Source organism: Streptomyces sp. SID13726 (assembly GCF_010548375.1).
Lineage (GTDB): Bacteria > Actinomycetota > Actinomycetes > Streptomycetales > Streptomycetaceae > Streptomyces.
In genome coordinates this window covers 117,938-132,527 of the sequence record NZ_JAAGLY010000014.1, presented here as the reverse complement: position 1 = coordinate 132,527, position 14,590 = coordinate 117,938, and the positions used below count along the sequence as shown (strand labels likewise).

At 70.9% G+C, this 14,590-nt stretch carries 9 protein-coding genes and 1 pseudogene; 5 read left to right on the top strand and 5 right to left on the bottom strand.

All coding sequences use genetic code 11. The features are described from left to right. Positions 1 to 31: 31 nt before the first annotated feature. The 5 genes from G3I78_RS31000 to G3I78_RS30980 all read left to right on the top strand — a co-directional run bounded on the left by G3I78_RS31000 (position 32) and on the right by G3I78_RS30980 (position 7,522). Positions 32 to 970: an amidohydrolase family protein gene (locus tag G3I78_RS31000; protein ID WP_164430575.1), complete on the top strand. Its 939-nt coding sequence runs from the start codon at positions 32 to 34 to the stop codon at positions 968 to 970. 197 nt (positions 971 to 1,167) lie between these two features. Then, complete coding sequence (locus G3I78_RS30995; RefSeq protein WP_164430573.1) at positions 1,168 to 5,010, top strand: helix-turn-helix domain-containing protein; 3,843 nt, start codon at positions 1,168 to 1,170, stop codon at positions 5,008 to 5,010. Between the two features lie 543 nt (positions 5,011 to 5,553). After that, on the top strand, positions 5,554 to 6,207 hold the full coding sequence (locus tag G3I78_RS30990; protein ID WP_164430571.1) for a hypothetical protein: 654 nt from the start codon (positions 5,554 to 5,556) through the stop codon (positions 6,205 to 6,207). A 29-nt stretch (positions 6,208 to 6,236) separates the two neighbouring features. After that, positions 6,237 to 7,118: a glycine betaine ABC transporter substrate-binding protein gene (locus G3I78_RS30985; RefSeq protein ID WP_164430569.1), complete on the top strand. Its 882-nt coding sequence runs from the start codon at positions 6,237 to 6,239 to the stop codon at positions 7,116 to 7,118. A gap of 44 nt (positions 7,119 to 7,162) precedes the next feature. Then, positions 7,163 to 7,522, top strand: a complete 360-nt coding sequence (locus G3I78_RS30980; RefSeq protein WP_164430567.1) for a hypothetical protein — start codon at positions 7,163 to 7,165, stop codon at positions 7,520 to 7,522. A gap of 204 nt (positions 7,523 to 7,726) precedes the next feature. On the opposite strand, the gene G3I78_RS30975 is transcribed toward G3I78_RS30980, so the two are convergent. The 5 genes and pseudogenes from G3I78_RS30975 to G3I78_RS30955 form a co-directional block, all read right to left on the bottom strand. Further along, positions 7,727 to 9,895, bottom strand: coding sequence for a SpoIIE family protein phosphatase (locus tag G3I78_RS30975; RefSeq protein WP_343243888.1), 2,169 nt, complete (start codon positions 9,893 to 9,895; stop codon positions 7,727 to 7,729). Between the two features lie 223 nt (positions 9,896 to 10,118). Further along, positions 10,119 to 10,271 (bottom strand): annotated as a pseudogene (locus tag G3I78_RS30970) (IclR family transcriptional regulator C-terminal domain-containing protein); the annotation flags it as partial. 451 nt (positions 10,272 to 10,722) lie between these two features. Then, the gene (locus G3I78_RS52245) at positions 10,723 to 10,908 is read right to left on the bottom strand and encodes a hypothetical protein (protein ID WP_239158143.1); all 186 of its coding nucleotides are present in this window, start codon (positions 10,906 to 10,908) and stop codon (positions 10,723 to 10,725) included. A 105-nt stretch (positions 10,909 to 11,013) separates the two neighbouring features. Beyond that, positions 11,014 to 13,008 (bottom strand): acetoacetate--CoA ligase, encoded by a 1,995-nt coding sequence (locus tag G3I78_RS30960; protein ID WP_164430562.1) that lies wholly within the window; start codon positions 13,006 to 13,008, stop codon positions 11,014 to 11,016. Further along, on the bottom strand, positions 13,005 to 14,585 hold the full coding sequence (locus G3I78_RS30955; RefSeq protein WP_164430560.1) for a bifunctional 3-(3-hydroxy-phenyl)propionate/3-hydroxycinnamic acid hydroxylase: 1,581 nt from the start codon (positions 14,583 to 14,585) through the stop codon (positions 13,005 to 13,007). The genes G3I78_RS30960 and G3I78_RS30955 overlap by 4 nt, the downstream gene beginning before the upstream one ends. Positions 14,586 to 14,590 lie beyond the last annotated feature (5 nt).

Here is a 14,590-nt window from a genome sequence, read left to right as displayed (position 1 = left end):
AGACCCACCGCACCGTCCGAAAGGCCGTGGCATGACCAGCGCCCGACGCATCGACACCCACCAGCACATCGTCCCGCCCTTCTACGCCGACTGGCTCTCCTCCGCAGGCGTCAGCGCGGGCGGCCTTCCCATCCCGCACTGGGATCCCGACTCCGCGCTCGCGCTGATGCATGACAACGGCATCGAGTCCGCCGTCCTGTCGGTGTCCACCCCGGGCGTGGAGCCGGGCGACAAGGACGAGGCACGCGCCATGGCCCGCGCGCTCAACGAGTTCTGCGCGAGTCTGCGCGACCGGCTCCCCGCCCGCTTCGGCTACTTCGCCACCCTCACCCTCCCGGACGTGGAGGGCGCGGTCCGCGAGGCCTGCCACGCGCTCGACGAACTGGGCGCCGACGGGGTGGTGCTCCTCGCCAACAACAAGGGCGTCTACCTGGGCGACAGCGCGTTCGATCCCCTGATGGCCGAACTGAACCGGCGTTCCGCCGTCGTCTTCGTCCATCCCTCGGCCCTCCCCGCCGAACCGGTCCCCGGGCTGCCCGCCTACGCGGCCGACTTCCTCCTCGACACCACCCGTGCCGCCGTCAACCTGGCCCGCTCCGGATCTCTGGACCGCTACCCGGACCTGAAGATCATCCTCTCCCACGCCGGCGGCTTCCTCCCGTACGCCGCCGAACGCCTGGCCGGGCACTGCGCACCGGACGGCACCGCCGCTGAGGGCATCGCCCGGCTGCGCCGCTTCTACTTCGACACCGCCCTGTCCTCCTCGCCCTACGCACTGCCGAGCCTCCTCGCCTTCGCCGACCCGACCCACATCACCTACGGCAGCGACTGGCCGTACGCTCCCGCCGCACGTTCCGCCCACTTCACCGGGCTGCTCGACGGTTTCCCGCTCTCCGAGGACCTGCGCCGGGCCGTCGAACGGGGCAACGCCGAGACCCTCTTCCCCCGTCTGGCCCGTTCCGGCGGGTGACAGGCCGTTGACGCGCGGGCACTCCACGCCCGCGCTCTCCCGGACATCCCTCCCTTTCCACCCTCTGCGTACCGCTCACGACGATGTGGCGCTCACCGCGGCTGGTCCATTGGTCTGTGAAAGCGACGCACCATGAAGAGTCGACACTCCGCGCATCCGGGCGGCCGACGCCCAGGCCGTCCCGGGGCAGGGCACCGGTGACCGGGCAGCGCGGGCGTCCCGAGCGGCCGTTGGATCCCGACGCGGGTCCGGTGCAGCGCTTCGCCCACGAACTGCGCTGCCTGCGCAGAACAGCCGGTTCGCCGTCGTACCGGGTGATGGCGGACCAGTCACGCGTGTCGGTGTCGGCGCTGTCGCGTGCCGCGGCGGGCGAACGTCTGCCGTCGGCCGCCGTGGTACGCGCCTACGCCCGAGCTTGCGGCGCGGATCCGGACGAGTGGGAGGTACGCCTGAAGGCGGCCGGCGAGCAGGTCAGTCAGTACGGCTCGACCCAGGAGAACTCGCCGTACCTGGGACCGGCGCCCTTCGATCGGGAGGACGAAAACCTGTTCTTCGGACGCGGCCAACCGGTCGAGGACGCCGTCCGGCTGATTCTGGACCAGCGGTTCGCGGTGCTCACCGGAGCCTCCGGTACCGGGAAGTCCTCACTGCTCAGGGCGGGTGTCGTGCCCAGGCTGAAGACGCTGCTGCGGCAGGCGGGCGGTGACGTCCCGGTCCATGTCGTCACACCGGGTCCGACCCCTGCGGCCACCCACGCCGGGTTGCTGGCGGCACGGCCGGACGGACCCGAACGCCTTGTCGCGATCGACCGGTTCGAGGAGATCTTCACTGTCTGCCGCGACCGCAGGGAACGCTGGCGGTTCGTCGACCTGTTGCTGAGCGCCCAGGACCCGACGGGGAGACTGCGGGTGCTCGTGGCGATGGACGGGACGTTCCGCCCGCGGTGCGCCGAGCACCCCGCTCTCGCGGAGACACTGCGCCGCACCGTGGTGCCGATACCGTCGATGAGCCGACAGGAACTGCGCGCGGCTGTGGTCGGGCCGGCCACCGCGTCAGGGTTGCGGGTCGAGAGGACCCTCACCACACGCATCGTCGAGGACGTCGTCGGCCAACCGGGCGCACTGCCGAACCTCTCCTGCACTCTGCGGGAGATCTGGCGTCGACGGCCCAGCGGTGTACTGACCCTGGCGGCGTACGAGGAGCTGGGCGGCGTGCATGGCATGGCCGCCGCTCGCGCCGAGGAACTCTACCGTGGGCTGTCCCCCGCCCAGGCCGATACCGCACAGCGGATCCTCCTGGCCATGATCAGGCCCGGTGAGGGCCGGGCCGACGCGTGCCGGCCGCTGCCCCGCACCGACCTGTGCGAGTGGTCGGACCCCGACGTGCCGGAGGTTCTCGAACTGCTGGTCCGCGCCCGGGTGGTCACCGGGGACGAGGACAAGGTCCAGCTCTCCCACGATGCCCTCGTCACCAGCTGGCCGCGGCTGCGCCGCTGGATCGAGGAGAACCGGGACCGGCTGCGCGCGCACCGGCACCTCGCGGTGGACTCGCTCACCTGGCAAGCCGGCGGCAACGACCCCGGCGGCCTGTACCGCGGGGCCCGGCTCGCCGTCGCCGACGCCCTGTTCGCCCGGCACAGCCAGGACCATGACCTGACCTGCCTGGAGCGGTCCTTTCTCAGCGCCTCCCGGGTGGCCTGTCGCATGGACCGCTGGCGGGCCGACCGTGCGGACCAACGCCTGCGAAAGCTGGTGCTCGCGCTGTGCCTCGTCACAGCGGGAGCACTGGTGGCCGGCGTGCTGGCCTGGGACCAGAACGGCCTGGCCGATCAGGCACGGCGCCAGGCCCAGTCCCGTCAGGCCGCGGCCCTCGCGGGCCGGATGCGCCTCACGGACCCGCGTACCGCAGCGCTGCTGAGCGTCGCGGCCTGGCGTCTGGCTCCGCTCCCGGAGAGTCGCGACGCCGTGCTCGGGTCGCTCACCGATCCGGAGCTGGACACCTTCACCGCGCCTCGGCGCACGAGCACGGCCCAGGACTTCCTCACCGGTTCCGGGCACACCCTGCTGCACATGGAAGGTGGTCACTGGTCGTCGTGGGACGTGACCACCCATCGCCGCACCGGTTCCGGGCGCCTGCCGGACGCCCCGGTCACAGCGGTCGGCCCCGACGGCCAGACGTTCGCACTCCGCGGGCGCGGTAGCACGCCGGGCGCTCTGTGGCAGCTCCCCTCCGGGCGGCGAGCGGTGAGTGGACACGTCCTGGGGTTCGGCGCCGGCCCTGACAGCTACGCCGTACTCGACCCCGACGGCAGGGCACGGCTGCGGGCCATCGACGACGACCGGGTGCTGTTCGAGACCACCGGGGCCGACGCCCTCGTGTCCAGCGTGGATCACCGGCTGGTGGCCGTCTGCTCGGCAGGACATCCGCTGTCGGTGTGGGACACGGCCAGCGGTCGGGAACTGGCGGGCGGCTGGCGGACCCTCCCGATGCCGGCTTGTTCGAGCGCGGCGTCGACGTTCGACCGGAGCGGCACCCGGCTCGCCGTGGTCACGGCCGACGGAATAGGGGTGTGGGACACGGCCACGGGACGGCGCATAGCGGACATCGACCACCCGGACGGCGCGCATCTGGACTTCACCGCGGACGGGAGATTCCTGGCCCTGGCGGGCCGGAACGACGTGTCGCTGTGGCGGATCTCGACACCGGACGCACCGGTGTTCCGGCATCCGCTCACCGACGGTCCACTCACGGATCTCGCCCTCGATCCCGGGCGACCGGTGCTGCGCTACCTGGCCTCCGGCACCGTGCACTCCCTCGACATCTCCGGACCCCTGTCCGCCACGTGGCGGGATCGTCCTGTCGGTGACCAGCTCCTCAGCCCCGACGGACGGGTACTGGCCACCGCGGATCAAGACGGCGGCCAGTACCACTTCCGGCTTGTCGCGACCACGACCGGCCGGACCATCGCCCAGCTGCCGACGCGGACTGCGGTGGGACCGGAGCGGCGGCAGACCACGGCGGTCGCGTCCCCGGACGGCGGACCCCTAATGTCCTTCAGCCCCGACAGCCGGTTCTTCTCCTACGGCACGTCCGGTGTCTCCTCCCGTCTCGCCGTCTGGGACGTGTACAACCGGCGCGAACGGGCCTCCCTCGACGTGGATCCGAGACCGCCCGGCAGCACGATCCGCTCCATCGCGCTGTCCCCCGGCGGACGCAAACTCCTGATCGCCCGGCTCACGCCCGGCGACGCACCCACCGGTGAGGTCTGGGACACGGCCCACCGGACCCTGACGGACCAGCCCGACGTGGTGACGGCCACCCGTGGCGCCGCGCTGGCGGCGGGATTCGGCGGGCCCGCCACGTCGCTGCCCTTCGGCCAGGACATCGGCGTGCCCCTCGTCCGGCCGCACGGCCCCGCCGTCGTCGCGCTGAGCGCCGACGGCACCCTCGCAGCGACGGACGGAGAACTCGGCGCTGTCACCGTCTGGCGCGGCAACCGGGTGCGCAGCCCCACAGCGGTCCTCCCCGCCGCACCGGCCGGTTGCGCCCCCTGCTCCCAGGTCACCGCCCTCGCCTTTAGCCCCGACGGCCGCACCCTGGCGGCGGGCTACGACTCCGGCGCCGTGCGGCTCCTCGACGTCGCCACCCGGCAGCCGCTCGGCGGCAGCCTCAGCACCCCGGGCGACGCGATCCGTTCCCTCGCGTTCGGTACGGACGGCGGCTCCGTCTACGCCGGCAGCGCCCGCGTCCCGCTCCAGCGGTACGTCATAGAGCCCCGGTCGGTCGTCACCCGCCTCTGCGAGCGGGCCGGTACCACCCTGACCAAGAGCAGGTGGCGCACCTATTTCCCCGAAACGCCCTACCTGCGCGTATGCCCTGTCTCCAAGGCCGGCACGGATCCCGCACCACCGTGCGCCGACGTCTGCTCGCCGCCCCTGCCATCACCGACCCAGCCGTCGTCGGCGCCTCGGGCTAACGCCGAGGCCGGTATCCGGGCCCGAGTCGCCAACGCGAACGGCAGCAGATCGGCGGCCCGCTGAGACGTCCGCTGGGGACGCCCATCCGACCGCCGGGATACGCATGCCGACCGGCAGGCTTCCGCTCGATACCCGAAGGACTCCGCCGCGACGCCGCCTGTGGAGACGATCTCCCCCATCACCGGGCAGGGCAGATGGGGAAGGGCGACGATGCCTGGATCAGTCCTCGGAAACCAGTCGCACGCCACGGGCGCACGTCCCCGGCCGGAGCCCCGCCATCGCACTAGCTCGGGTGACTACCGCTCACCTCACTCTGGGGGAGCGATCTCCCTCCTTCACCGCCGCTGCCAGGAAAGCCCCTGTTACGGAGAGCTGCACTGGCGGTGACGCCCTCGTTACTTGCCCGCTGGCGAGTTGTTTATGCCTCTGAGCTGCATTGAGCAACAAATCCCGCCCATCAAAAGTGGGGGCTGCCGGCCCGCCGTCCCTCCCCCGACGGCCGACCGGTGGCGGCCGACGGCGACCCCGTCGGCCGCCGCAAGACCCGGTTCCGCTCAAACCGCCGAGCGCCTCATCGGCACCACCACTCACCCAACGGAGTGATAGATGACCCTCACGCGCCACAAGTCCGGTCCCTCCAGGCGACTCACCAGAGCAGCCGGCGTGGCAACGGCCCTCACCCTGGGGGCCTCGCTGATGGCGGTTCCGCAGACCGCATTCGCCGCCGACAGTCCGACCACCCAGGACCTGCTGTCCAAGTGCGGTACGAGCTCGGTCGACCTATGCGAGTTCCACGCCACGACGTACTGGACCTACACGGGCCCCAACCACCAGGTCGGCACCACCGCCTACAACTGCGCGAGCCAGACCAACCAGCACCGCATCGACTGGTCGGACACGACCGGCACCACGGACTCCGTCGGTGTCTCCATCAGCGCCTCCGCGGGCTTCTGGAAGGTCTACGAGGCTTCTGTCGAGCTGAGCTACGGCCACTCCTGGGAAACCTCGCACACCGACACCGAGAGCAACACGATCAACATCCCGGCCGGCTACAAGGGCTGGATAGAACGCGGCACCGCCAAGCAGCAGGCCGAGGGCTGGTACGAGCTTCACTTCCCCAGCCGCTACTACGGCCATTACATCTGGTACGTCAACAACTACAAGTCGTCCGGTTTCAACCAGGACAACCCGAGCTCGGGTTATGTCAACTTCAAGGACGCCAAGATGACGTCCAGCGAGCGCTCCTCGCACTGCGGCTAGGCACCCACGCACGAGGAATGAGCTGCTCCATGACCTCAGGGAACCGTCGTCGGCTCCGCATATCGACCGCCATGCTCTCGGTGCTGCTGCTGACCAGCTGCGGCAACACCACCGCAGGCAAGACAACGGTCTCCTCCGCGGACCACGAGGGACCCACGGTGATCGGCAGCGACGGCTCCGCCGAGAGCCGGGTGGTAGCGGCAATGTACGGACAGCTCCTGACCGCAGCCGGCCAACGGGTCCGGACGGCGCCGAAGGAGTACGCATCGCCGTCCGACTCGGCCAAGGCCGTGGTGGCGGGCGAGATCTCGCTCGCCCCCGCCTATGAAGCCACTGTGCTGCGCACGTTTCCGGCCGGGGAGACTCTGCCGGGCAACATGGCGGCGACGCTGAGCACGGTGCTCCCCGTGGGCATCGACGCCCTGCCGGCCGCCGCCGCCCAGCACGGCGTAGTCCTCGCCGTCACCCGGGCCGCCGCCGGACTCAACGGCGGCATGCACAGCATCGCCGACCTGGCCGGGCCCGGCCGTCGGCTGACCCTCGGCGGCTCCGCGTCCGGCGACCTCGACACCCCCTCGGTGTCCGCGCTGAAGGCGGCGTACGGCTGCACCCTCGTCTCCTCGGGCACTACGGCGACCGCCGACGTGCTCGCCCTGTCCAGCACCGACCCCGTCCTCACCCGGGACCACTTGGTCGTGCTGACCGACCCCAAGGGCGTCATCCCGCCCGAACACGTCTTCCCGCTGATCGCCGCTCCCTTCGCGGGCCTGGCCGCCCGCGGAGCCCTCTCCCGGGTCAACACCGACCTCACGACGGAACAGCTGGCCACGCTCGCTGCGTCCGTCAGGGCCGGCGAAAGCCCCGGCACGGCGGCACGGGCCTGGCTGCGGTCCCGGCGACTGCTCGGCTGAGCCCGCTTCATTTTGACCAGTACTCACAGGATGGTGATGACGCGATGCGCGACATCAGAAGGAAACTCACCCTTGGCCTGCTCGCCGTCGGCGCCACCCTCGGCGGCCTGGCACTTCCCACGACGGCCAGCGCCGACTCGGCCTCCGCCGTGCAAATCACCCTCTGCAACGACTCGGACGTGCAGATCGACTACTGGATCAAGGGCTACAACCAGTTCAACGACTGGGACGACTCACCGGTCTGGAAGGCCAACGCGCACACCTGCGCCACGGGCTGGAACTACTGGTGGAAGAAGAACTCCTCGATCGAGCTGCACTACAAGCGCGGCAGCGCCGCGTGGACGTGGAAAGAGGCGTACATCCCGAAGACCAGCTCTTCGACCACGACCCTGCGGCTGTCCTGACCGGATGCACCCGGCCGCACCAGCGGACATGTCTCAGGACCGGGCCGAGGCCCGGTCCTGAGACATGTCCGGATCACGGGCAGCGAGACGCGGGAAGAACACCTCCGCACTCCCCCGGTTGATCGCGTCCAACTGCCCGCCTCACCACCCTTGTGTCGGACAGCGGGAGGGAATGACCCAGAAGGCAGGCTCCCCGCCCGACGGCTAGACAGGGTCCAGTTCCAGGTCGAGATCCAGGTCCAGGGTCACCAGTCCCGCACTGTCGTCCAGTTCGGCCCAGACCGTCTTGCCGTGGCGGGCGTGCCGCGTACCCCAGTGCCTGGCCAACTGGCCCACCAGCAACAGACCACGGCCTCCTTCGTCGAACACCCTTGCTCGGCGTAGATGCGGAGTCGTACTGCTGTCGTCGGTGACCTCGCACATGAGGGCGTGGTCGTGAATCAGACGCAACCGAATGGGCGGCCGGCCGTAGCGGATGGCGTTGGTGACCAGTTCGCTGACGACGAGTTCGGCGGTGAAGTCCAGCCCTTCCAGACCCCAGTCGGCCAGTTGCCGGGAGACGGCCGATCGCGTTCGGGAGACGATGGCGGGGTCCGCTTCGAGCTCCCAGGTGGCGACATGACGGTCGGCCAGGCCGACAGCGCGTGCCAGGACGAGCGCCACGTCGTCCTCCGGCTGGTCCGGCAACAGGGTCTTGACCACGAAGTCACAGGCGTCCTCCAGTGAGTCCGAGGGTCTGGCGAGAGCGCCGCGCAACCTGGTGATGCCCGTCTCGATGTCATGGTCGCGAGCTTCGACCAGGCCATCGGTGTAGAGGGCGAGCAGGCTGCCGTCGGGCAGGTCGATCTCGGCCGACTCGAACGGCAGGCCCCCGAGGCCCAACGGCGGGCCGGGAGGCAGGTCGACCATGTCGACGACGCCGTCGCTCGTCACCATGACGGGCAGTACGTGTCCGGCCCGGGCCAGGTTGCAGCGGCGCGAGACGGGATCGTAGACGGCGTACAGACACGTGGCACCCAGGTCACCCTCGTCCTGCGTGTCCGCGTCGGCGACAGCCTCGGCGGACAGCCGGATCACGACGTCGTCCAGGTGTGTGAGGAGCTCGTCCGGCGGCAGGTCGATGTCGGCCAGGGTGCGCACGGCGGTACGGAGCCGCCCCATGGTGGCGGCGGCGTGGATGCCGTGGCCGACCACGTCGCCTACCACGAGGGCCACCCGGGCACCGGACAGCGGGATGATGTCGTACCAGTCACCTCCCACACCGAGTTCGGCCGCGGCCGGCAGGTAGCGGTAGGCGATCTCCAGGGTGTTCTGTCCGGTGGTGTGCCGAGGCAGGAAACTACGCTGCAGGGCGAGTGCATTCGCACGCATGCGTGTGTAGCGCAGGGCGTTGTCGATGGCCGTGGCGGCCCTGGCCACTATGTCCTGGACGAACAGCAGGTCCGCGTCGTCGAACGGCTCGGTGGCGCGCAGGCGGTAGAAGCGTGCGACTCCCAGGGTCGTGCCGCGCGTGCACAGCGGTGCCACCAGGATGGAGTGGATCTGGGCGACGCCGCCGGAGAGGCCTGGGTCGGACGTCGACGTGTCGGCGTCGTACCGCGAGGCGAGTCCGGTGACCAGAGCGCTCTGCTCGGGGGATCCGGGTGCGCAGGTGTGGACCTCCGCCACGTCGGTCGTGACCACCGGTGATTCCCCCTCTCCGGTCCGGTGGGCGACCCGCCGCAAGGTGAACACTCCCGGCTCCCGCTTGCCGGGTCCCGGGAGCACGGAGTCCAGCAGATCGACGGTGACGAGGTCGGCGAAGTTCTCGGCGGCCAGGTCCGCCAGTTCCTGTGCGGTCCGCGCGATGTCCAGAGTGGTCCCGATGCGTGTGCTGGCCTCGTTCACCGTCGCCATCCGCCCCCGCAGTCGACGGTCCCATTCCTCCTGGTACGCGGCGACGCCCCGCTCGGAGGTCCGGTCGAGGAACTGGGTCGTCCGCGCGATCAGTCTCTGGGTCGTCGCGCAGATCAGCCGGGGATCGTCCGTCAGCCGGGGCATCTGCTCCAGTATCCGGTCGACGACGACTCCCTGTCCGAGGCGGTAGGCCCGCAGCAGCACGCTGACGGGGGTGCCGTGCCGAGCCAGCCGACGCGCCCGTTCCAGGTCGGCGGCCGGTGGCTCGATGTCGCCTGGCGGGATGTTGTACTCAAGCGCGAACAGCGCACCGGCGACCCGCTCGGCGATGTTCTGCGATGCCCGCACCTCCGGGTCCTCCCAGAGTTCCGGCACGTCCCTGCGCAGGGCCTCCTCCACCTGGCACGCCAGCTCGCCCGCCCTCGGGCTGAGGTCGTGTGCGGCCCGGGCGAGAAGAGCGTCGGGCGTGAAGTCCACCTTCAAAACGTTACGCCCCGCACGCGTTCCCGCATCGTGGGACAGCGAGGCCCGGGGGATCCGCCTCACGGGTGTAGCCCGCTTCCCGTGGCCCGGCCCGGGGACAGCCCCGGTCCACCGGCCCGGTGGACCGGGGCGCGACGGAATCAAGGCCCCTGGCCCGCGGACGGAGGACATCGCAAGCGGACGTCGGGCTCGGAGGCCGATGAGACCGCGCAGACGATCAGCCGCCACTCCGCAGCACCCGGGACAGGCCCAGCGCCGAGGTCCGCACGGCGGGGGCCAACTGGGCCGGACTGAAGCGGGAGCGGGGCACGGCCACCGAGATCGCCGCGACCGTGGTCCCGCCCGCGAACACGGGAGCCGCGATGCAGGCGCGGAAGCCAGGGATGCCGACCAGGGCGGTGTCGGGCAGCGGGTGTTGGGTGCGCCTCCCAAGGTAGGCGTAGACCGCGAAGCACACGACGCTGACGGCGAAGGCGCCGATCGCCACTGGTTCCGTCCATCCCTTCTCGTTGCGCTCGATGATTCCGCACACGAGCGTGTCGATGGCCAGGGCGGTACTGACGGCACCCGCGACGTCGAGCCGGGGCGGGTGGGCGTCCTTGGCGTTGGATGCCTGCAAAACGGCGGCGAGGGCGGCGGTCAGGGCCACGGTGGTGCCGACGACGAAGATCGACCGCCAGGTGAACCACTCCAACAGCGCGCCTGCCGCCAGCATGCCGATGATGGCGTCCGCGGCGAAGCCTCACCAGTGGCCACGCGCGTGAACCGCTGTTCCAGCGGGAAGGCCGCGGTGATCGTCGACAGCGTGCCGGACATGATCATCACGGCGCCGAGAGGCCCATAATGGCCCGCCAGACGACGAGGGTGCCGGTGGAGTCGGTGAAGGAGGCCGCGAGCGAGGCGGCACCGAAGGCAACGGTATCGACGACGAGGACGTCACGGCGTCCGAGGCGGTCGAGGTTGAGCGCGGAGACAGACGCGACGAGTAGGACGAGCGACAGCCACATCGCGAACAGGACACCGCGGGTTCCGGCGCGGCCGGTGGCGACGCCTGGCGCCGTCTCTGTCTGGGAGTGGTGATCACGGGGACGCTCTCTCGACGATGGCGGGAATCAACCGCGCCGCTGCTCGCGGCGGTCGGCGCCCAGGCGGGCGTAGAGGCCGAGCAGGTCGGGGTGGTCCACGGTGGCCGGGTTGACGACCTGCTCGGCGGGCGCGCCCTGGAGCAGGCGTTTCACCGGGACCTCCAGCTTCTTGCCGGTGCGGGTGCGCGGGATCGCCGGTACCTCGATGATCTCGTCGGGGACATGGCGGGGTGAGGCACCGGTGCGGATCGCCTCGCGGATGCGCTCGTGCAAGGCGTCGTCCAGTTCCGCACCGGCGGCAAGGACCACGAACAAGGGCATCCAATAGCCGCCTTCCGGCTCCTCCGCGCCGATGACGAGCGCCTCCGTGATCTCCGGTAGCCGCTCGACGACATCGTGGATGTCGGCGCTGCCCAGGCGTACGCCGTTGCGGTTGAGGGTGGAGTCGGAACGGCCGTGCACGATCACCGAGCCGTGGGAGGTGAGGGTGATCCAGTCGCCGTGCCGCCACACCCCGTCGTAGGCGGAGAAGTAGGCGTCGCGGTAGCGGCTGCCGTCTGGGTCGTTCCAGAAGTACAGCGGCATGGACGGCATGGGCCGGGTGACCACGAGCTCGCCGACCTGGTCCACCACCGGCATGCCCTCCTCGTCGTACGCGGCGAGCGCGACACCCAGGCAGGGGGCGGACAGTTCGCCCGCCCACACCGGCAGCGTGGGAGCTCCGGCGGCGAAACCGGAGACGACGTCCGTGCCGCCGCTGATGGACACGAGCTGGACGCGGTCGCCGATGTGGTCGCGGACCCAAGGGTGGGCGGAGGCCGGCAAGGCGGAGCCGGTGCAGCCGATGGCACGGATGGCCGACAGGTCGTGGACGGAGGGGGCGATGCCGAACTTGGCCATGCCCAGCAGGAATTGGGGGCTGGTGCCGAAGAGGGTGACGCGGTGGCGGGCCGCCAGGTCCCACAGAATGTCCGGCTGGGTGAGCAGCGCCGGGCTGCCGTCGTAGGTGCAGGTCGTGGCACCGGTGAGGAGGGTGGAGGCAACCAGGTTCCACATCATCCAGTGGGTGGTCGTGTACCAGAGCAGCCGGTCACCGGGGCCAAGGTCGGACTGGAGACCGAGGGTCTTGAGGTGCTCCAGCAGGACACCGCCGTGTCCGTGGACGATGCCCTTGGGCAGGCCGGTGGTACCGGAGGAGAAGACGACCCACAGGGGGTGGTCGAACGGCACGGGCGTACAGGTGAGTTCCTCGGTACGGGTGGCCGTCTCCTCCCACGGAAGGACCAGTGACGGGTAGTTCGACGTGAGGCCGGGCAGGCCGACGTGGTCGACTAGCACCGTGGCCTTCAACGTCGGCAGCGCGCGGGCGAGTTCGAGGGTGGCCTCGCGGCGGTCGTGAGTCGTGCTGTTGAAGCGGTAGCCGTCGGCGGCGATCAGGACGGTGGGTTCCAGCTGGCCGAAGCGGTCGGCGGCGGCCTTGGGCGCGTAGTCCTGCCCGCACACCGACCACACCGCGCCCAGGCTCGCGGCGGCCAGGAACGCGACGATGGCGTGCGGGGTGTTGGGCAGGTATCCGACCACGCGGTCGCCCTGTCCCACGCCGAGGTCGCGCAGGGTGGCGGCGACGGACGCCACCTGGGAACGCAGCCGCCCGCCCGTCACCTCGTATCCAGTGCCGGTCTCGTCGAGGGCGACGATCGCCGGGTCTTCCTCGACGAGGTTGCGCAGCGCGTGGTGGGCGTAGTTGAGGGTGGCACCGGGGAACCAGCGGGCGCCGGGCATGGTCTCCTCTGCCAGGACCCGCTCGTACGGGGTGTCGGCGTCGATGTCGAAGTACTCCCACACCGCCCCCCAGAAGTTCTCCAGGTCGGTGACCGACCAGCGGTGCAGGGCTGCGTAGTCGGAAAGATCCGCCTCGACGCCCCACCTCTCGGAGGCCCAGCGCCCGAAGTCCGCGATCCGGCTGAGCTCGGCGGACTCCGGGGCCGGGGTCCAGAACGGTTTGGCGTACGGCATGGTCATGGAGTGGCTCTCCTGGCGAGGCGGGTGGACACGGGTTGTTCGGCGGACCTGGTGGTGCAGAGCAGGGGCGCCCACGCCGCAGTCGCCGTGAAGGTGGCAGCCCCTGCAGGGACCACGTCCAGGACGACGCGATCGGGGCGCAGCAGGACGGCGTCGGCACGGCCCTCGCGCAACCAGCCGGCGAGCGTTCCGTCGTCGCCGACGTCATGAACGTCGACGACCCGCGCGCCCAGGGCGTCGGTGAGCGTGCGCAGGCCGGGCGGCAGGGACACCGCGGTCAGCACGGCGAAGGAGTCGCCGAGGACGTCGTCGAACGGGCCCCGCTGCCCGTCGGCGGCCGTCACCCGGGGCTGCGGGCAGTAGGTGCCGCCGAGCCGGCCGCGACGTACGAGTGGACCGACGGGCAGCGGACGGCCGAGATCCCGGCTCACCCTGGCCGTCACACCCGGTATGCGGCAGACCGTGGCGACAGCGGCGCGACGCAACGCGGCGGTGCGGTCCTGACCGCCGGTCATGGCCCATCCAGTCGCGACCGCGAGGCGTATCACGTGCCGGGCGTGCGGCTTGCGCTCCCGCTCGTAGGTGTCCAGCAGCCACTCGTCGCCGCCCTGCTGCAGGACCCGGGCAAGCTTCCAGCTCAGGTTGTAGGCGTCCCGCAGCCCCGAGCACAGACCTTGCCCGACGAACGGCGGAGTGAGATGCGCGGCGTCGCCGAGCAGGAAGACCCGGCCGCGGCGCCAGCGTTCCGCGATGCGGGCCCGGAAAGTGTACTGGGCCTGCCGGATGACGTGGAAGTCGTCGACGTGGGAGATGACCACCCACGGCAGGACCAGTTCCCGCAGCAGCGCGTCGTCGAGGACCTCGCCCTTCGCCAGCCGGAACTCCCAGCGGTAGCGGTCCTCGCCGATCCGCATGAAGGTGGCCGGACGGTGCGGGTCGCAGACCTGGTCGACGCCTTCCCAGCAGCGAACGGCGGCCTTGGTCGTCACGTCGATGACGGTCCAGTGCTCCTCGAAGCGCAGGTCCTGCCAGGCGGCGCCGATGGCGTCCCGGGTGAGACCGTTCGCGCCGTCGCAGCCGAGGACCGCCTCGGCCAGCACCTCGTGCTCGCCCTGGTCGTCGCGGTAGGTGACCAGGACCGGCCCGTCGCCGGACTGCTCGACGCCCGTCACCTCCACGCCGCCGCGCAGCTCGCACTCCGGACGACGGGCCAGCGCCTGGCGCAACAGCCGCTCCAGCTCGGGCTGGTCGAACATGCTGGTCTGCGGGAAGCCGTGGTGCCCCCGCGCGGACCGCTGGAACTCAGCGATCACACGGTGCCGGGCGTCCAGCAATCTGAGACCGCGCGCCGGACGGGCCACGGCGGTGAACTCGTCGCTGACACCGGCGGCCTGCAGGATGCGGCGCACCTCGTCGTCGGTGGCGACGGCACGGGGCAGCGGATAGACATCGTGGTGGCGTTCGAGGAGTACGGTCCTCACCCCACGCCGGGCCAGCAGGAGGGCGGCGGTCACGCCCACCGGTCCGGCGCCGACGATCACCACGGGTACGTCTGCCGAGGGGGACTCGACGGTCATGTGCG